The sequence below is a fragment of the Trinickia terrae genome (assembly GCF_005144415.1).
Classification (GTDB): Bacteria; Pseudomonadota; Gammaproteobacteria; order Burkholderiales; family Burkholderiaceae; genus Trinickia_A; species Trinickia_A terrae.
In genome coordinates this window covers 129102-146937 of sequence record NZ_SWJE01000011.1, presented here as the reverse complement: position 1 = coordinate 146937, position 17836 = coordinate 129102, and the positions used below count along the sequence as shown (strand labels likewise).

The following is a 17836-nucleotide window of genomic DNA, read 5'->3' as shown; positions in this document are numbered from 1 at the left end:
CGGCGGGTTTCGCAGGCCAGATTCGGCCCGCATCCATCAATGCCGCGGAAGGCTCGCGTAATAGGCCGCCGCCTCGCCCATCTCCTCGGGCGTCATGTTCCGCGCGATGTTGCGCATCTGGCCGGAAATGTCGTTGTGCCGCTCGCCGGACGCGAACGCCCGCAGCTGCGCTTGCGTATAGGCGGCCGGCAAGCCGTCGAGCCATGGGCTGCCCGCCTTGTTGTCGATGTCGCCGTGACACGCCGCGCACGCCGGCACATTGCGCAGCGGCGCGCCGTGCACGACGATGCCGGGCGCGCCCGAGTCAGCGGGGTCGTCCACGCGCACAGGGCGCGGCATCGACGCGTAGTAGGCCGCCAGATCGCGCATGTCCTGGCCGCTCAGGTTCAGCGCCATCGGCGACATCGCTGCGTTCGTGCGCGCCCCGCTCTGGAAGTCCTGCAATTGCTTGTAGATCGCGAGCGCGTACTGCCCCGCGAGATTCGGCGAATTCGCCCCGCTCATGCCGTGCTCGCCGTGGCACATCGTGCAGCGCAGCGCGAGCGTGGCGCCGCGCCCGACGGACAGCGGCGTCGCCCCGGCCAGCAGCTGCGGCGTGAGCACGACCTGGCTCAGCTTCACCTGCGGCGCGACCGGCTCGCTCTCGGCCAGCCAGTTTTGCGGCACGCCCGCCGCGCTGCAGATCGCGTTCCAGAGCCCCTGGAACTGCGCATCGCGCTGCGCCGAGGGCAGCCACACGAAGCCCACCAGCACGCTGAGCACGAACACGGCGGCCGTGGCCCCGACGCTCGCGCGGAACCACGGATTGCGCCACGAGAACAGGCGTTCTTCGCTCATCGCTGGACTCCAATCGGAATCGCCGGCACGGTGTGACCTCTCGCCATCAGCTGCGCGATGGGGTAGCCATAGTTGAGCACCGTCAGCGCGACCATCAGGGTGAGCCACAGCGCGAAGCTGTTGAGCGCCACCGGCACCGTGCGCGGCTCGTGCACCGCCGTGCTGAAGCGGTATTCCGCGGGCGCCTCCGCGCTGCTGCGATGCCCCTGGATCAGGATCACGAAGAACACGGCCGCCGACACCACCAGGATGAACCCGCCGATCGCCGACATCACCACCCAGATCGCCTGCGCCGCGATCTCGGGATCGGAGTAGTCGTAGTAGGCCATGCGGCGCGGCATGCCGAGAATGCCGACCCAGTGCCATGGAAACGTCAGCACGATCATGCCGATGAACCACAGCCACAGCTGCAGACGCATGAGCTTCCAGTTCGTCATCGCGCGCCCGGTGATCTGCGGCCACAAGTCGTAGGCGATCGCGAAGTACATGACGACGATCGCGCCCGCATAGATCAGGTGGAAGTGTCCGGTGATCCACTGCGTGTTGTGGATCGTCGAGTCGAGCTGGTAGCTCATGTTGATGAGCCCGCCCGCGCCGCCGAAGCCGAGCATCACGAACGAGAGCGCGACCGCGAGCATCTGCGGGTTGTCCCACGGCAGCGCCGTGAGCCAGCCGAACGCGCCCTTGCCGCCGCGCAGGCGCGCCGCGATCTCGACCGACGCGCAGATCGTGAACACGGTCAAGAGCGTCGGCACCGCCACGAGCGCCGTGAACACCGATTGCAGGAACTTGAAGCCCGAGCCCACCTGCGGATCGGCGAACAGGTGGTGAATGCCGATCGGCATCGCCACCACGAGGAACAGGATGAACGAGATGCGCGCCATCGTATCGCTGTACAGACGCCCGCCGATCGCGCGCGGCACGATCGTGTAGTACGCGATATACGCGGGCATCAGCCAGAAATAGACGATGGCGTGCAACGTCCACGAGAAGAACACGCGCGCCAGGCCCGCGTCGATCGTCGCCTTCCATCCGAAGGCGACCGGCAGGATCTGGAAGATGACCTCGACGGCCGCGCCCACTGCCGTCCAGCCCCACAGGTAGGCGCCCGCCACGCTCGCGAACATCGGCAGCGGCACGGGCTTGCCCGGGTTGTCGCGCTTCCACGCCGCGAGGTTCACCGACATCAGCGCCACCCAGATCCACGAGCCCACCACCACCAGCACCACACCGAGGTAATAGAACACGTTGCCGATCATCGGCGGATAGAACGTGTAGAGCACCGAGGCGAGCCCCGCCGCCACCGTGATCGACGCCATCACCGCGCCGGCGGCCACCAGCGCGAACCCGGCCCACGCCCAGCGCGCACCGACGAGCGCGCGTTTCAAGGAAAGCTCGGAAACCGCATAGCCGAAGCCCATCGCGATCAGCGTCGGGAACACGTAGCCCATCACGGTGCCGTGCTCGGTCACCGAGCGGTAGTAGATCTCCGGGTCCTTCAGCCACGGGTGCAAGGGGCTGCGCACGTACATCTGCCACGCGCCGAGCAGGAGCGCCACGGCGAATACGCCGAACGCCAGCCAGAAATGCGCGAGCACGAGTCGCTTGTTATTTAACACAGCTGAGTCTCCTTGATGCGGCCGCCATTTGCATGAACGCATCCTTGTCGATGACCTTCACGTGCGCCCACATCCCCTGGTGGCCCGTGCCGCAGTACTCGTGGCACGGCATCAGGTGATCGCCCGGCTGCGCGAAGGTGGTCCTGAACGTGGCGATATAGCCCGGCTCGACCATCGAGTTGACGTTGGTGTTGGTGATCAGGAAGCCGTGCACGACGTCGGCGCTCGTCGCGCGAAACGTGATCGGCACGCCGGCCGGCACCAGCAGGCACTGCGGCGTGAACGAATACTGCTGCGCGACGATGCGCACGGTCACCGAGCCGTCGGTCTCCAGCGCGCTGCCGAGGTTGCTCTCGATGAATTCGCCCGACACGCCGAGCGTCCCGGGGTCGATGGTCTCGACGCGCGAAGGCGGCATCATCGACCAATGCAGGCCGGTGAAGACCACGACCGCGACGGTGCTCGCGATGAGCAGCACCGCGAGCAGCGCCCAGCGCCGCTCGACGCTTTCGGCGACTCTGGCGGAGGCATGCGGATCGGGAACGGTAGGGTTCGACATGGGGCCGTGCTCTCAGGTTATTGGATGACGCCGCGCGGCAGAAACACCAGGAAATAGAACGCGTACCAGAGGCCGATCACGATCGCCGTCGCGATGCCGGCCACCGCGATTGCGCCGCGCGGGCCGTGCCGCACGATCTCGTCGACGCGTTCGGCTTCGGGACCTGCGCCGCCATCGTCGGGAGCGGGGGAATTGATCATGAGCGTTGGCCTCGGATAACTCGGAAGACTCAAAAAATCGGCGCCGAGCGGAGCGTGTTGACTTCCTTCACGGTCACCGGCGTGCCGTGGTTGCCCCAGGCGGTGCGGATATAGGTGACGACGGCCGCGACCTCCTCGTCCGACAGCGACTGGGCGAACGGCGGCATGCCATACGGCGCCGGGTTCTTCATCGTGCCCGGCGCATAGCCGCCGTTGAGCACCATCCGGATCGGGTTGACCGCCGACGTCATCTGGATCGACTGGTTGTTCGCGAGCGGCGGGAAATGCGGCGGCTTGCCCTGCCCTTCGCTCGAGTGGCAGAGCGCGCACTGCGCGTCGTAGATCTTCTTGCCGAGCGGGAAAAGCCGGTTCTTCTCTTCTGTCGCGGCGACCGTCGGCGGCGCGCTGCTGACCTCGCCCGAATGCCCCGGCAGCGCCTTGAGGTAGACGGCCACCGCGCGCACGTCGTCTTCGCTCAGGTACTGGAAGCTGTCGTAGACGACTTCGGCCATCGGCCCGTACACGGCGCCGCGGTTGGAGACGCCCGCATGCAGCAGGCCGACGATGTCCTCGATGCTCCACTCGCCGAGCCCCGCCTCCTTGTTCGAGGTGAGCGACGGCGCGTACCAGTCCTGAATCGGAATCAGCCCGCCCTGGAATTCCTTGGACTTGGTGTTGCCGCCAAGCGCGTTGATCTCCGTATGGCACATCGTGCAGTGGCCGAGGCCTTCGACCAGATATGCGCCGCGGTTCCATTCCGCCGATTGCGCCGGATCGGGCTTGTACTCGCCGGCTCGGAAGAACAGCGTGCGCCAGCCGAGCAGCAGCTCGCGCCGGTTGAACGGAAAGCGCAGCTCGTGCGGGCGGTTCGGCTGGTGGATCGGCGGCGTCGACAGCAGGTAGGCGTAGATCGCATCCGAGTCGGCGCGCGCGACCTTCGTGTAGGACGCGTAGGGCATCGCCGGATACAGCACCGAGCCGTCGCGCGACTTGCCTTCGTGCAGCATCCGGTAGAACTCGTCGGCACTCCATGCGCCGATGCCGGTTTCCTTGTCCGACGAGATGTTGGGCGAGAACAGCGTGCCGAACGGCGTGGCCATCGGGCGGCCGCCGCCGAACAGCTTGGCGCCCGGAATCGTATGGCAGGCGATGCAGTCGCCGGCGCGCGCGAGGTATTCGCCGCGCGCGATCACTTGCGCGTCGCTGCTTGCGGGCGCTTGAGCCTGGGTTTGCGTCTGCGCGGCGGCGCGCGGCGCGCCAAGCCACAGCGCGGCGCCGCACGTCAGCGTGGCAAGCGCCGCCAGCGCGGCGAACGCCTTGGCCTTGAGGAAGCGATGACTGGTCACGCGGTGCACGGATGAGCCTCGCTTAGTTGGGAACGCTGCCGCAGGCGAGCGGCAGCTTCAATGAGCCGGCGGCGGCAGGCGCCGGGTTCGCCGGCGCGGGCAGCGAGGCGAGCCACGCCGCGATCGCGGTGATGTCGCGATCGGTCAGGCGCGTGGCGATCTCGTGCATGCAATCGGGCGCGGCCGCGTGGCGTGTGCCGTAGCGGAACGCGCCCAACTGCGCGCTGACGTAGTCGGCATGCAGGCCGAGCAAGCCCGGAATCGCAGGCTCCATGCCCGTGAGCGCCGCGCCGTGGCAGCTCGCGCACGCGGGCACGCCGCGCGCCGCTTCGCCGCCGGTCGCGAGCGCCTTGCCATGCGCGAGCGTGGCGGCGTCGACGGCCGGCGCACCCAGCTCGGGAAACGGCGGACGCTGCGAGGAGAAGTAATCGGCGATTTGATGCAGGTAGGCATCGGGCAAATACGCCAACAGGTAATTCATCGGCGGATATTTACGCTGCCCGTCGCGAAACGCGATCAGCTGGTTGTAGAGATAGCCGGTGGGCTTGCCTGCGAGACGCGGGAAATAGTCGTTGTCGGTGCCTTCGCCATGCGCGCCATGGCACGCGGCGCAGCCGAGCACTCGGGCTTCCATGGTGTCCGGCGCTTTTTCGGCAGCCGGGCTTCCGGCATCAGCCTGTGCGCTCCAAAAGGCGCACGGGATCATGAGTGCGGCGATGAATAAAGCAAGGCGATTCGTCACCGGGTTCCTCGCGCGAGTGGCTTGTCAGGGGCGATTGCTCGTTATGACCGCTTGACTTGCTGCGCGAGCCGCTCGCGCAACCTACTGCGCCTGCAAACTACGGATTCGGCAGGCCGGGGAGAGCCTACGCGAACCCTATGACCCATCATTTACAGGACGCATGATAGTTCTAAGCCGCCAAATCATCTCAAAAACATCTCAAAAATTTTTTGCGCTAAATCAAATTCCTTTTAATCAATTCGTATTGCGTGTGCCGCGCCGTATAACGATCTTTCGCGCGATCATTTCAAGCCGAGCCGCTTCGCCAGCCGGTTCAGGTTGGCCGGATCGAGGCCCAGTTCGCGCGCGGCGGCCGCCCAGTTCTGTTGCTGGCGCGCGAGGGCATCCAGGACCATCGTCCGCTCGAATTCGGCGACGGCGCTGCGCAAGTCCTTTCCTGCGCGCTCGTCCATATCGCCTTCGAGCGGCGCTGCGCCGCGCGCATCCGGCGCATGGGACACCGCATCCGACAAGTTCAAATCCGCCGCCGTCAGCGTCAGGATGCGCGGACGCGAACGATTGGCCGCCAGCGCCTTCAACGCGCTGCGCCCGATCAGGTGCTCGAGCTCGCGCACGTTGCCGGGCCAGCGATATTGCAGCAGCGCCGCCTGCGCATCGGACGACAGGCGCACGCTGAGCAGGCCCAGGCGGCTGCGGTTCTCTTCGAGGAAAAACCCGGCGAGCAGGAGGATGTCGCGGCCGCGCTCGCGCAGCGGCGGCACTCGCACCGGATAGACGCTCAACCGATGGTAGAAGTCCGCCCGGAAGCGCCCCGCCCTGACCTCCTCGGCCAGATCGCGATTGGTCGCGGCAATCACGCGCACGTCGACCTTGTGCTCCTTGTCCGAGCCGAGCCGCTGGAGCTGGCCGTTCTGCATCACGCGCAGGAGCTTCGCCTGCACCGCAAGCGAGAGCTCGCCGACCTCGTCGAGAAAGATCGTCCCGCCGTGGGCGAGCTCGAACTTGCCGAGGCGATCCGACGAGGCCCCCGAGAACGCGCCGCGCACATGTCCGAACAGCTCGCTTTCGACGAGCGTATCGGGCAGCGCCGCGCAGTTCAGGCTAATGAGCGGCTTGCCCGCGCGCGCCGAAAGCGCATGGATCGAGTTAGCGACGAGCTCCTTGCCGACGCCGGTTTCGCCCGTCACGAGCACCGTGAGATCGCTTGCCGCAACGATCTCGATCTCTTCGAGCAGGCGCTTGTAGGCATCGCTGCTGCCGATGAAATCGCGGCGATGCTGCCCGCTCGCCTGCCGGAACGCTTCTTCCGCACGGCGGCGCTCTTCCGCGCCGGTGCGCTCCAGCGTCTCGATGCGCTCGACCACGCTGACCGTCGCCGCGGCGAGGCTCAGGAAGGCTTGCAGCGCGGGCATGTCGAGCGCATCGAACTGGGCGGGGTCGAGCGCATCGAGCGTCAGCAGCCCCCATGGCCGGCCGCCAATGAAGAGCGGGCAGCCCAGGCAGTCGTGCACCTCCAGCTTGCCGGCGACGCCTTGCACGAGGCCGTCGTACGGGTCGGGCAAATCGGAATCGGCCGCAAAGCGCGTCGGCTCGGCGCTCGCGAGCAGTTGCGCGAAGCGAGGATGGTCGCCCACGCGAAAGCGCCGGCCGAGCGTATCGCTCGCGAGGCCGTCGATGGCGAGCGGCACCAGCGTGTCGCCGTCGAGGCGCAGCAGCGCGGCGGCGTCGCCAGGAAAAATCGCCCGCAAGCTCTGCAAGAGACGCCGGTAGCGCTCGGTATCCGGCAGATCGAGCGAGAGGTCCTGCATCAGGGGCGCCAGCGCGTCGAGCAGTGCGCGCGCAGTCAATTTGACTTCATACGCAGTCGATTTGACCATCGTCGGATTGACCATCCAAACACCCAATCTATTGATTTATTGACGTTTTTATCATGGCACAGATCGTGATTATAGAGGTTGCCGGCCGAATCCTGGCCGCAGTCCAACCGATAAAAGGAATTCACACCATGCTGTCTGCCGAACACCGTGCCATCGTCAAAGCCACCGTGCCGCTGCTCGAGAGCGGCGGCGAAGCGCTCACCACCCACTTCTACAAGCTGATGTTCAGCGAATATCCGGAGGTGCGCGCCCTCTTCAACCAAGCGCACCAGGCAAGCGGGGAGCAGCCGCGCGCGCTCGCCAACGGCGTGCTCATGTACGCGCGCCACATCGACCAGCTCGAACAGCTCGGCGGCCTCGTCTCGCAGATCGTCAACAAGCACGTCTCGCTGAACATCCTGCCCGAGCATTATCCGATCGTCGGCAAGTGCCTGTTGCAGGCCATTCACGAAGTGCTCGGCGCCGAGATCGCCACCGATGCCGTGATCGAAGCCTGGGCCGCCGCCTACGGACAGCTCGCCGACCTCCTGATCGGCCTCGAAGAGCAGGCCTATTCGGAGAAAGAGCACGCGCCGGGCGGCTGGCGCGGCACGCGCCTGTTCCGCGTGGCGCGCAAGGTCAAGGAAAGCGACGAGATCACCTCGTTCCACCTGCGCCCCGATGACGGCGGCGAATTGCTCGCGTTCAAGCCCGGCCAATACATCGGCGTGCGGTTCGCGATCGACGGGGAGGAGATGCGGCGCAATTACTCGCTGTCCGCGGCGGCCAACGGCAGCGAGTACCGGATCAGCGTGAAGCGCGAGCCCAGCGGCAAGGTCTCGAACTACCTGCACGCGCTGGTGAACGAAGGCGACGCGCTCGAACTGTTCGCGCCGTCGGGCGACTTCACGCTCGAAGCCAGCGACAAGCCGCTCGTGCTGATCAGCGGCGGCGTCGGCATCACGCCGACGCTCGCGATGCTGCAGGCCGCGCTCGAAGCCGACCGTCCCGTGCATTTCATCCACGCGGCGCGGCATGGCGGCGTCCATGCGTTCCGCGAGGCGATCGACAAGCTCGCTGAGCGTCATCCGAAGCTCAAGCGCTTCTATTGCTATGAGGAAAGCCGCACCGGCGACCGGCAAGCCGATGCGACGGGGTACCTCGACGAGGCGCTGCTCGAGCGCTGGCTGCCGCAAACGCGCGACGTCGACGTGTACTTCCTCGGACCCGTCGCGTTCATGAAGGCGATCAAGCGGCACTTGAAGGCGATCGGCGTGCCGGAATCGCAAAGCCGGTACGAGTTCTTCGGGCCGGCTGGGGCGCTCGAGTAAGCGCCAGGGAGCCGTTTGCAGCCGGTTTTGCACAACGGCTTTTCTGGCCGCCGCTTCCGCGCGCGATCGTCTGGATTTCACCTGGTGCGGCATCTAATCTTAATCAACATCCCTCCGCAAGCTCCGGAAAGAAACGCCATGTCCCACCCTCGCGTTTCGGAGTCGTCCAACCCGCCGGTTGCCGCCGGATGGACCGTGCTGGTCAAACGGGAAAACCTCTTTCCGGGTGCCGCGCTCCTGCTGCTGACCGCGGCAAGCTGGGCCTACACCGTCCAGCAAGCCCGCGCGATGGACGAGATGGGCATGGCCGGGCAAATGGACAGCCGCATCGCTCTCTTTCTCCTCGCCTGGGCGGTGATGATGCTCGCCATGATGCTCCCGGCCGCGCTGCCGCTGGTGCTGCTTTATCGCGCCACCACGCGCGAGCGCGCAGGGCGTCCCGGTGCGTGGGCAGGAATGGCCGCGCTACTCGCGGGCTATGCGGTACTCTGGACCGCTGCGGGGCTTCCGGTGTACGCGTATCAGCAGGCCATCGAGCGCGTGAGCGCAGGGTGGTCCATCGGACCCGCCCTGCTGCTGATCGCCGGGGGCGTCTATCAGTTCACACGGCTCAAACGCGGTTGCCGCACACGGTGCAGCAACCCGTTGTTTTTCCTGATGCGGCACTGGATGCCGGGCGCGCGCGGCGCACTGCGTCTCGGTGTGCTGCACGCTGCCGACTGCATCGGATGCTGTGCCGGCCTGATGGCCGCGCTGGTCGCGCTCGGCGCGATGAATATGGCATGGATGCTCACGGCCGCAGTCATCATTTTCATCGAGAAGACCTTGCCGGGCGGGCACCGCGTGGCTCGGCCCCTGGGGGCGGCGCTGATCGCCGGAGGGATCGCGATGCTGGCGATGCCCTGGCTCGGGCGCGGCCCGTGACCGGAAGGAAGGCGGCGACATCGCTCGCGAGTGCGCGTCGTGTCGTGTCGCATTCGACAACCAGCGAATACAAGGAGGCACGCTATGGCTTGGCATATCGCGGGAACTTACTATGCGCCATGCAGCTGCAAGGTTGGCTGCCCTTGCGTACTAGGTGAACCGGAAGGCGATCAGGTCTGGTGCTCGGGCGGCCAGTGGGTCGATATCGGCAGCGGGAGCGTCGATGGCGTCGACGTGAGCGGCACCAAACTGGCGTGGATTGCCGATTGGCCTAAAGGCTTTCTTGGCGGCGAGGGCGTGGGGCGCATCTACTTCGACTCCTCGGTTTCGGCCGCGCAGCGCTCGGCGCTCGAGCCGCTGTTCAAGGGCCAGCGGGGCGGCGTCTACGAGGTCGTCGGACAACTCGTCACGCAATGGCTGTCCAGCCAGGAGGCACCGATCGACATCCAAAGCGGTCCGGACGAGACGCGTATCACGGTGGGGAGCATTGGCGTGGCGATCGCCAGACCGTTGCGCGGCGCCACTGGCGAGACCACGCGCTTGCTGCACGGTGCGGCGGCCTTCCGCGACAACATCGGGCTTGCCAACGGCAAAGGCACCTACTGGCGCGATCCCGACATGCGGCAATGGGAGAGCTTGGGGCACGCGGAGATTACCGAGTTTGACTGGAGCGCGTGACAGCCACCTAAGGAAGTCGATCGCCGCGCGGCGGTGTTCCGTTCGGAGCAGGCTGCCGGGTCGCAACCGTAAGGATGCTGCCGCCTCAGCCACCGCTAAGTTTCCTTCCGTATGCTTTGGCGCACGCAAATGTCGAAGCGCCAAGCCTCATGGAAGAACTGAACCGAACGCTGTTCCTGCTGCTCAACGCGCCCGCGAATCCCGGCCCCTTCGTGCTGAACACCGCGATTTTCTTCGCCGAATACGCGATCTGGGCGGTTCCCGCCGTCATCGCCATCGGCTGGCTGCGCGGCGCCAAGTTCACGCGGCAATTCATGCTCGAAGCCACCGCCGCGGCGGCCGTGGCTCTCTTCATCAACCAGCTCATCGCCTTGATCTGGCTGCATCCCCGGCCGTTCGTGCTGGGCCTGGGCCACACCTTCGTCGATCACGCCCCCGATTCCTCGTTTCCGAGCGATCACCTGACCTTGCTGTGGTCCGTCGCGTTCAGCCTCGCGATTCATCGCGGCCAGCGCGCGACGGGGCTCGCGCTGGCGCTGCTGGGGCTGCCCGTCGCGTGGGCGCGCATTTACGTCGGCGTGCATTTCCCGCTCGACATGGCCGGTGCAGTCGTGGTCTCCGCCTGCGGCGCGTGGCTTGCGGCGCGTCCGCTGCATCGCTTGACGCGGCTCGCCTACCGTCTCGCGATCCGCATCCATCCGCTGCTCTTCGGCAGGCTTATTGCACGGGGCTGGGTGCGTCCCTGATCTGATGCCTCTATCCCTGGCCTAAGCCGTGCTGCCCAGACTAGCGGCATGCGCCGATTCTGCGCGCCGGCCCGCCGTCGAATACACTCTCCACCCAGTCAACCCAGCGAGTTCCCATGACCGCCACAACCCGCCACGCATTAAGCAAGGTTCCCGAAGTCACCCTGATCTTCTGGATCGTCAAGATCGCCGCCACCACGCTCGGGGAAACCGGCGGCGACGCCGTCAGCATGTCGATGAATCTCGGCTACCTGGTCGGGACGCTGATCTTCGCCGTGCTCTTCCTGATCGCCGTGACCGCGCAGATCCGCGCCAAGACCTTCAGCCCGCTCCTGTACTGGACGACCATCATCGCGACCACCACCGTCGGCACCACGCTCGCCGACTTCGCCGACCGTTCGCTTGGCATCGGCTATGCGGGCGGTTCATCCTTGCTGCTGGCCTTGCTGCTGATCTCGCTGTTCGTCTGGTATCGCTCGCTCGGCTCGGTCGCCGTCGATACCGTCAGCTCGCCCAAGGCGGAGATGTTCTATTGGGTGACGATCATGTTCTCGCAGACGCTCGGCACCGCGCTCGGCGACTGGATGGCGGATACCGCGGGGTTCGGCTACACGGGCGCCGCCGTCGTGTTCGGCGGCCTGCTCGCGCTGATCGTCGCGGCCTACTACTGGACGAACGTGTCGCGCACGCTGCTGTTCTGGGCCGCGTTCATCCTGACGCGCCCGCTCGGCGCCGTGCTCGGCGACTTCCTCGACAAGCCGGTCAGCCATGGCGGCCTGGCGCTCTCCCGCTACTCGGCGTCCGCGGCGCTGCTCGCGTTCATCCTGACGGCCCTGCTCGTCTACCGGCAGCGCGCCGCAAGCAAGGCGCACTGAAGCGCGCCGCCATCGTCAAGCGTCACCCAGGAGCCAAGGAGAAAGACCGATGCGGGTATTGCTGGTCGAAGACGATCCGATGATCGGCGAGGCGATCCACTCGGCGCTCAAGGACGCCTCGTACGCGGCGGACTGGGTCAAGAACGGCCAGACTGCGCTCACCACGCTCGGCTGCCAGCACTACGACCTGGTCCTGCTCGACCTGGGCCTGCCCGGCAAGGACGGCCTGCAGGTGCTGGATGCGATCCGCGCCGACGCCAACCCGGTCCCGCTCGTCATCATCACTGCGCGCGACGGCCTCAACGACCGTCTGCGCGGCCTCGACGGCGGCGCCGACGACTACGTGGGGAAGCCCTTCGAGATGGCCGAGCTGCTGGCGCGCATGCGCGCCGTGCTGCGCCGCAAGGGCGGCAGCGCGACGCCGGTGCTGAGCAACGGCGTGGTGTCGCTCGATCCGTCGACGCGGCAGGCCACCGCCGGCGAGGCCGAGCCCGTGCAGCTCTCGAACCGCGAGTTCGCCTTGCTGCAGGCGCTGCTGGTGCGCCCTGGCGCGATCCTCTCGCGCCGCGATCTCGAAGACCGCATCTACGGCTGGGGCGAGGAAGTCGAGAGCAATGCGGTCGAATTCCTGATTCACGCGCTGCGCCGCAAGCTCGGCAGCGACATCATCAAGAACGTCCGGGGGGTGGGATGGATGGTTTCAAAAGGCGGCTGAGCGAGTCGGTCCAGCTCAGGCTGTCGTTCGGGGTCTCGCTCGCGATTTTGCTCGTCGCGATCGTGGCGGGCGTCTTCTCGTTCGCCTCGGCGTTCGACGAGGCGCATGAATTCCAGGACGACATGCTGCTGCAAGTCTCGGCGCTCTTCGACCGGCAGCACCTGCCGCTTCCCCACCTCGGCGACACCGGCCGCGCGGCGCACAGCGACGAGGAATCGCGCGTCATCGTGCAATATCTCGCCGCCGGCCCGAACTCGCCGGTCAGCCAGGACACCGCCGCGCGCCGCGAAGACGATCCGAACGCGGCCCTGCCTGACGCGGCCCGGCCCATTCCAGCAGGCGTGCCCGACGGCGTGCAGACGCTCGAGATCGGCGGCGAGCCGTTCCGCGTCCTGGTCAAGACGATGGCGACCGGCGAGCGCATCGCGGTTGCGCAGGAGACCGGCTTTCGCGACGAAATGGCGCGCGACAGCGCGCTGCGCACGGTGACGCCGTTCCTGATCCTGGTGCCCGTCCTGCTGCTCGTGACGGCGAACCTCGTGCGCAAGATGTTCCGGCCGATCGCGTCGCTCGCGGCCGAGATCGACCGCCGCGGCGAGCGCGAGCTGCACGCGATCGACGAAGGGCATTTGCCGTCGGAGGTGCGGCCGTTCGTCGTCGCGATCAATCGCCTGCTCGGACGCATCGGGCAGTCGATGGAGGCGCAGCGGCGGTTCGTCGCCGACGCGGCTCATGAGCTGCGCTCGCCGCTCACGGCGCTGTCGCTGCAAGCGGAGCGGCTCGCCGACGCACAGATGTCCGATCAGGCGCGCGAACGGCTGCACGTGCTGCGCAAAGGCATCGAGCGCGGACGCAGCCTGCTCGACCAGTTGCTGACGCTCGCCCATGCGCAGTCCGCGCCGGAATCGCCGGGCTCGCCGGTTTCGGTGATGCGCGTCTACCGGCGCGTGCTCGAAGACCTGATGCCGCTCGCCGAGGCCAAGCTCATCGACATCGGCGTGGAAGGCATGGAGAGAGGGAGCGACGCCCGGGTGCCCGTCAACGAAGTCGACCTGATCGCGGTGGTCAAGAACCTCGTCGACAACGCGATTCGCTATACGCCCGAGCGGGGACGCATCGATCTTTCGGTGACGGCCGGCGGCGGCCATGCCGTGCTGCGCGTCGTTGACTCGGGACCGGGCATTCCTGCGGCGGAGCGGGAGCGCGTGTTCGATCCGTTCTATCGCGTGCTGGGAAGCGGCGAAGTGGGCTCGGGCCTGGGGCTCTCGATCGTCAAGACGATCGCGGAGCGCCTCGGCGCGGATGTAACGCTTGCCTGCGCCGACGAGGCTTCGCAAACGGGGCTCGCCGTGACGGTACGGATTCCGCTGGCGGACGCCTGAAGCACGCAGAACGCGCTAGGGACTGTTCGGAATCGTGGCCGATGGCGTGGAGGCCGTTGGCGTTGTAGCCGATGGCGCCGAAGCGGAGGGTGTCGCGGCCGGATTCCCCCCGCCCAGCGTCGCGGTGGGAAGCCGCCCGACGAACACCCAATCCTGGTAGCTGCGCTTGTCGTCGAACCCCTGGAATTCCGCCGGAAAATGCGCGATCTGGATCGGATGGGCCTTGGACACACTGTGTATGCCCACGATGGTCTGCCCATCGGGCGATTTGACGAGCACCCAGTCGGCTTGGCCCGTCATCGGGTCCGCATACAGTTTGCGCAGATGGCGCACCACGTTCGGGTAGCGCGGGTCGCGCAGGAGGTCGTCGAGCGTGCGAGGCTGGGTCGGCGTTCCCAGCGGCGAGGTAGAAGCGTAGTCCAGCAGCGCCCGCTGAAATTCGCCGCCGACGAAGAGCAGCTCCTGCTCCGCCATGCGCCGCTCGTAGATCGCGCCGAGCTGGGCCGCGGCAGCGGCCGCCACGCCGATGACGGCGATCGAGATCATCAGCGCGAGATACGCAAAGCCGCCTTGAGCCGCACGCCGCCTGCCGACGCTGCCTTGCATGTCTACATGTCCTCGTACGGCTTGCCGTCGCGATTCGCGCCCTGCGCACCGCTCTTGATGTCGTAGACGTTGCCGGGAAACTGCTCCTCGGGCGGCACGATGTGCCAGGTGGCCGTGCTGTCCGTGACCGGGTCGACGGGCAGCGACCGCAGGTAATGCTTGTCCACGAGCTCCTGCAACGACTCCGGATACCGCCCTGCGTCGCCGTAGAACTTGTCGATGGCGTCGCGCGTCACGAGCAGGTTCTCGGCCAGGATCTTGTCCTTCGACGCTTCGACCGAGTGAAGATACTCGGGCAGCGCGAGCGTGAGCATCAGCGCGATCACGGCCAGCACGATCAGCAGCTCGATCAGCGTGAATCCCTTCGCGGAGAAGCGCCTCGCCATCTCTTTCACCATTTCCGGTAAGGAACGCCGTCGAGCCCGATGCCCATCGAGGTCGAGTAGACGTCGTACACGTCGTCGCCTTCTTGCGGGTCGTCGGGCTCGCTCGCATAGCTGCGCTTGCCCCAGGTGGCGGCGTCGCTGAGCTCGGCGTCGCTGTTCATCGGGTCGCGCGGAATGCGGCGCAGGAAGTAGATCTTGTGCTCTTTGAGATCGCGCTGATCCACCACGCCCTGCACGAGGATGTCGAGCGACGGCGGGTAGCCGGTGGCGCCCGCCTCCTTGGGCACGCGCCCTTCCTTGCTTGCTGCCTGGTACGCGTCGATGGCGCCGCGTATTTCGTGCAGGGCTGAGCGCAGCGCCTGCTCGCGTTCGCGCTGGCGCATGACCTGCGCCACGGGCACCGTCATGGCGGCGAGCATGCCGAGAACGGCGAGCGTGATGAGCAGCTCGATCAGCGTAAAGCCTTGCGCTTGCCTGCCGCGGGCATGCCGGCATCGGCTCGCCGTCATGGCGAAGCCACCGCGACGTCGTACGGGGACGGCGGCGACGCCGCGACCGCCGCGCCGCCCGCGCTGGTAACGGCGCCGGGCTGCACTTTGATAGCCGTTTGCGCAGCCGGCGCGAGCGCGCGGAACGTCAGCACCGCGAACGTGCCTTGCGCCGATGCGCCGGCGCCGCCCGTCGCCGTATCGGCGAGCGTCAGCTGACCGCCCTGCCCCAGGCGGCTCGAAAAGCTCGTGGGCGCGCCGCCCTGCTTCAGGAAATCGCCTTCGGTCACGCCCGTAAATTGCAGCTTCGTGCTGTCGAAGGTGACTGTCGCCGGCACGCTCGTCACAGGCTGGTCCGCCTGCATCAGGATCGCCACCGTCAGCGAATCGCCCACCTTGACCTGCGGCGGACCCTGGATCGACATCTGGGCAGTGCCGCTCCCGCCGCCGCCGAGCCCCCCCGTATCGGTCCCGGCGCCCTCGACGGCGCTGTTCCCCGCGTTGTAGGCGCTGTTCGCTGCATTGGCGGCGCTGCTTCCGGAAGCCCCGCTGCCGCCCGTTTGCGCAGCGTCCGACGCGTTGCGCGCGGCGGTGTCGGCGGGCGTCGCAGGCGCAGGCGCTGCAATTGCCGGCCCAGCTGAGCCAACGCCATTCGACTGGATCATGCTTTGCGCGTTCGATTCCGTGCCGGCCGTGAAATAGGCGAGATCGGCGTCCGGACGCCGGACGTTGCGGACCAGATGCGGCGTGATCGCCAGGACGATTTCCGTGTTCTTGTCGTCGTCGGTGGACGCCCCGAACAGCCGGCCGAGAACGGGCAGATTGCCGAAGCCGGGAATCTTGTTGCCGGAGGTGCGCTCCTCGCTGTCGATGAGGCCGGCCAGCACGTCGGTCTCGCCGTTTTTCAGCTGCAGCACGGTGCTGGCCGTGCGCGTGCCGATCTCGTAGGCGGTCGTGCCGGAGCTGCCCGTGATCTGGTTGAGCAGGCTGCTGACCTCGAGCGACACCTTGATGCCGACCGAATCGTCGAGGTAGATCGCCGGCTCGACGTTCAGCGTCAGGCCGACATCGAGGTAATTGACGGACTGCGAGACGAAGCCCGTCGAGGTCGCGGTCGACGTGATGTTCGGCACGCGCTCGCCGATCAGGATCTTGGCCTTCTCGTGATTGCGCACGCGGATGCGCGGGTTCGTCAGCAGCTTGGCGGTGGAGTCCTGCAGGTTCGCGTTCGCCGTGGCCGACAGGGACGAGACGCCGAGGCTGCGGCTGGTCTGATGCAGCAAGTCGCTGAGCGAGAGGGCCGGCGACGAGCCGCTTCCCGAAGTCGTGCCGGTCGAGGTCGAGGTCGTGGTCGAAGACGAGCTGGTGCTGCCGATCACACTGCCGAGCGGCTGCGGCGCCACCGTCACCGAGCCCGGCCACGCGACGCCCAGATTCAGCGTGCTGTTGCGCTGCACCTCCAGCACCTCGACCTCCAGCATCACTTCCGGCTCGGGCACGTCCTCGAGCGCGACGAGCTTCTCGGCCAGCTTGATGGCCTCGGGCGTGTCGCGCACGATCACCATGTTGAGCTTCTCGTCGATGACGACGTCGTGCGACTTGAGGATCGTCTTCAGCGTATTGGCGACCGTCTTCGCCTCCGCATTCGAAAGATAGAACGTGCGGACCGCGAGCTCCTGGTAGTCCTTCAGCTTGGCGGCGGTGTTCGGGTAGATCAGCACCGTGTTCTCGTCGAGGACCTGCTGCGCGAGCTGGTTCGTCGCCAGCACGTAGCGCACGGCTGCCTCGATCGTGCTGTTCTTGAGAAAGATCGAGGTGCGCTGGTCCGTTTTCACATCCTTGTCGAACAGGAAGTTGAGCCCCGAGGTGCGCGAGATGATCTCGAATACCTGCTTGAGCGGGGCATCCTTGAAGTCGATGCGGATGGGCTTGCGGTACGCGCTGGCGAGCGCCGTCTCGACGCGCGCCGCTCCCGTGCCGCCGGCATCGAGCTGGCGCTCGAGCGCCAGGGCGCGCCGCTGCGCCGGCGCCTCGGTCAGCACCTCCGTCAACAAGCGGCGCGCGCCGTCGATGTTCTTCTTCGCGGCAAGGGCCTGCGCGCGATCGACCAGCGCGTTGAGCCGCGCCGCGTTCTGGAGCGCCACCAGGCCCGCCAGCGCGCGCTCGTTGGCGGGATCGACGCCGAGCGCATGCTGGTAGGCCTTGCGCGCGGCGGCGTACGAGCCGTCGGCGGCCAGACGGTCGCCCTCATCGTTGTAGCGAAGCAGCGCCTGCTCGCGCGCAGCCAGCCACGCCGAACGATATTGCGCGTCATGCGGCTCCCGCGTGACGGCCTCCTGAAGCTTGGCCATCCCTTCGTCGAGCTTGCCCTGGGCGACGAAGTCCTGCCCGCTGCGATAGGCCTTTTCCGCCGCGCAGCCGATCAGGAGCATCGGCAAAGCGACGACGATCGCGAGCCGCCGCCAATGGCCCGGCGCGAAGCCGCAGCGGAATTCAAGTGTGTTTTGCATAGAAAATTGCGAAGGCAACGGTCCCATTCCTCGTAT

Annotated in this window: 18 protein-coding genes; 7 read left to right on the top strand and 11 right to left on the bottom strand. The window is 66.9% G+C overall.

Translation table 11 applies throughout. The features are described 5' to 3' along the window. Positions 1-36: 36 nt before the first annotated feature. From FAZ69_RS20980 to norR, 7 genes are all read right to left on the bottom strand, one after another. Entirely contained in the window at positions 37-837 is an 801-nt protein-coding gene (locus FAZ69_RS20980) for a c-type cytochrome (RefSeq protein WP_136897008.1), read from the bottom strand. After that, positions 834-2456 (bottom strand): b(o/a)3-type cytochrome-c oxidase subunit 1, encoded by a 1623-nt coding sequence (locus FAZ69_RS20975; RefSeq protein WP_136897007.1) that lies wholly within the window; start codon positions 2454-2456, stop codon positions 834-836. Before FAZ69_RS20975 ends, FAZ69_RS20980 begins: the two co-directional genes overlap by 4 nt. Further along, complete coding sequence (locus FAZ69_RS20970; protein ID WP_136897006.1) at positions 2446-3015, bottom strand: cupredoxin domain-containing protein; 570 nt, start codon at positions 3013-3015, stop codon at positions 2446-2448. Before FAZ69_RS20970 ends, FAZ69_RS20975 begins: the two co-directional genes overlap by 11 nt. Positions 3016-3032: 17 nt before the next feature. Then, positions 3033-3215, bottom strand: a complete 183-nt coding sequence (locus FAZ69_RS20965) for a hypothetical protein (protein ID WP_136897005.1) — start codon at positions 3213-3215, stop codon at positions 3033-3035. Between the two features lie 29 nt (positions 3216-3244). After that, the gene (locus FAZ69_RS20960) at positions 3245-4561 is read right to left on the bottom strand and encodes a c-type cytochrome (RefSeq protein ID WP_439654783.1); all 1317 of its coding nucleotides are present in this window, start codon (positions 4559-4561) and stop codon (positions 3245-3247) included. A 22-nt stretch (positions 4562-4583) separates the two neighbouring features. Next, positions 4584-5267, bottom strand: coding sequence for a c-type cytochrome (locus FAZ69_RS20955; RefSeq protein WP_136897062.1), 684 nt, complete (start codon positions 5265-5267; stop codon positions 4584-4586). A 317-nt stretch (positions 5268-5584) separates the two neighbouring features. Beyond that, positions 5585-7195 (bottom strand): nitric oxide reductase transcriptional regulator NorR, encoded by a 1611-nt coding sequence (gene norR, locus FAZ69_RS20950; protein WP_136897004.1) that lies wholly within the window; start codon positions 7193-7195, stop codon positions 5585-5587. A 113-nt stretch (positions 7196-7308) separates the two neighbouring features. Between norR and hmpA the strand changes: the two genes are divergently transcribed. The 7 genes from hmpA to FAZ69_RS20915 all read left to right on the top strand — a co-directional run bounded on the left by hmpA (position 7309) and on the right by FAZ69_RS20915 (position 13810). Beyond that, positions 7309-8490, top strand: coding sequence for an NO-inducible flavohemoprotein (hmpA, locus tag FAZ69_RS20945; protein WP_136897003.1), 1182 nt, complete (start codon positions 7309-7311; stop codon positions 8488-8490). A 138-nt stretch (positions 8491-8628) separates the two neighbouring features. Next, positions 8629-9414: a DUF2182 domain-containing protein gene (locus FAZ69_RS20940; protein WP_136897002.1), complete on the top strand. Its 786-nt coding sequence runs from the start codon at positions 8629-8631 to the stop codon at positions 9412-9414. 84 nt (positions 9415-9498) lie between these two features. Then, a complete protein-coding gene (locus FAZ69_RS20935) occupies positions 9499-10092 on the top strand; it encodes a DUF1326 domain-containing protein (protein WP_136897001.1) in 594 nt (197 codons plus the stop codon). A gap of 149 nt (positions 10093-10241) precedes the next feature. Then, a complete protein-coding gene (locus FAZ69_RS20930) occupies positions 10242-10838 on the top strand; it encodes an undecaprenyl-diphosphatase (protein ID WP_136897000.1) in 597 nt (198 codons plus the stop codon). A gap of 116 nt (positions 10839-10954) precedes the next feature. Beyond that, positions 10955-11713 carry a COG4705 family protein gene (locus FAZ69_RS20925; protein WP_136896999.1) on the top strand — a complete coding sequence of 253 codons (759 nt, stop codon included), beginning with the start codon at positions 10955-10957 and terminating at the stop codon, positions 11711-11713. 49 nt (positions 11714-11762) lie between these two features. Beyond that, positions 11763-12428, top strand: coding sequence for a response regulator transcription factor (locus FAZ69_RS20920; protein ID WP_136896998.1), 666 nt, complete (start codon positions 11763-11765; stop codon positions 12426-12428). After that, on the top strand, positions 12404-13810 hold the full coding sequence (locus FAZ69_RS20915) for an ATP-binding protein (RefSeq protein ID WP_136896997.1): 1407 nt from the start codon (positions 12404-12406) through the stop codon (positions 13808-13810). Before FAZ69_RS20920 ends, FAZ69_RS20915 begins: the two co-directional genes overlap by 25 nt. A 15-nt stretch (positions 13811-13825) precedes the next feature. Here the strand turns inward: FAZ69_RS20915 and FAZ69_RS20910 are convergent, their stop codons facing one another. Genes FAZ69_RS20910 through FAZ69_RS20895 form a run of 4 tightly spaced genes read right to left on the bottom strand, consistent with a single transcriptional unit; the run spans position 13826 to position 17800 of the window. After that, positions 13826-14416 carry a type II secretion system protein gene (locus FAZ69_RS20910; protein ID WP_206171225.1) on the bottom strand — a complete coding sequence of 197 codons (591 nt, stop codon included), beginning with the start codon at positions 14414-14416 and terminating at the stop codon, positions 13826-13828. Positions 14417-14418: 2 nt separating this feature from the next. Further along, positions 14419-14814 carry a type II secretion system protein gene (locus FAZ69_RS20905; protein WP_136896996.1) on the bottom strand — a complete coding sequence of 132 codons (396 nt, stop codon included), beginning with the start codon at positions 14812-14814 and terminating at the stop codon, positions 14419-14421. Beyond that, the gene (locus tag FAZ69_RS20900) at positions 14808-15311 is read right to left on the bottom strand and encodes a type II secretion system protein (RefSeq protein ID WP_136896995.1); all 504 of its coding nucleotides are present in this window, start codon (positions 15309-15311) and stop codon (positions 14808-14810) included. The genes FAZ69_RS20905 and FAZ69_RS20900 overlap by 7 nt, the downstream gene beginning before the upstream one ends. Next, the gene (locus FAZ69_RS20895) at positions 15308-17800 is read right to left on the bottom strand and encodes a secretin GspD/PilQ domain-containing protein (RefSeq protein ID WP_240702383.1); all 2493 of its coding nucleotides are present in this window, start codon (positions 17798-17800) and stop codon (positions 15308-15310) included. Before FAZ69_RS20895 ends, FAZ69_RS20900 begins: the two co-directional genes overlap by 4 nt. Positions 17801-17836: the final 36 nt, after the last annotated feature.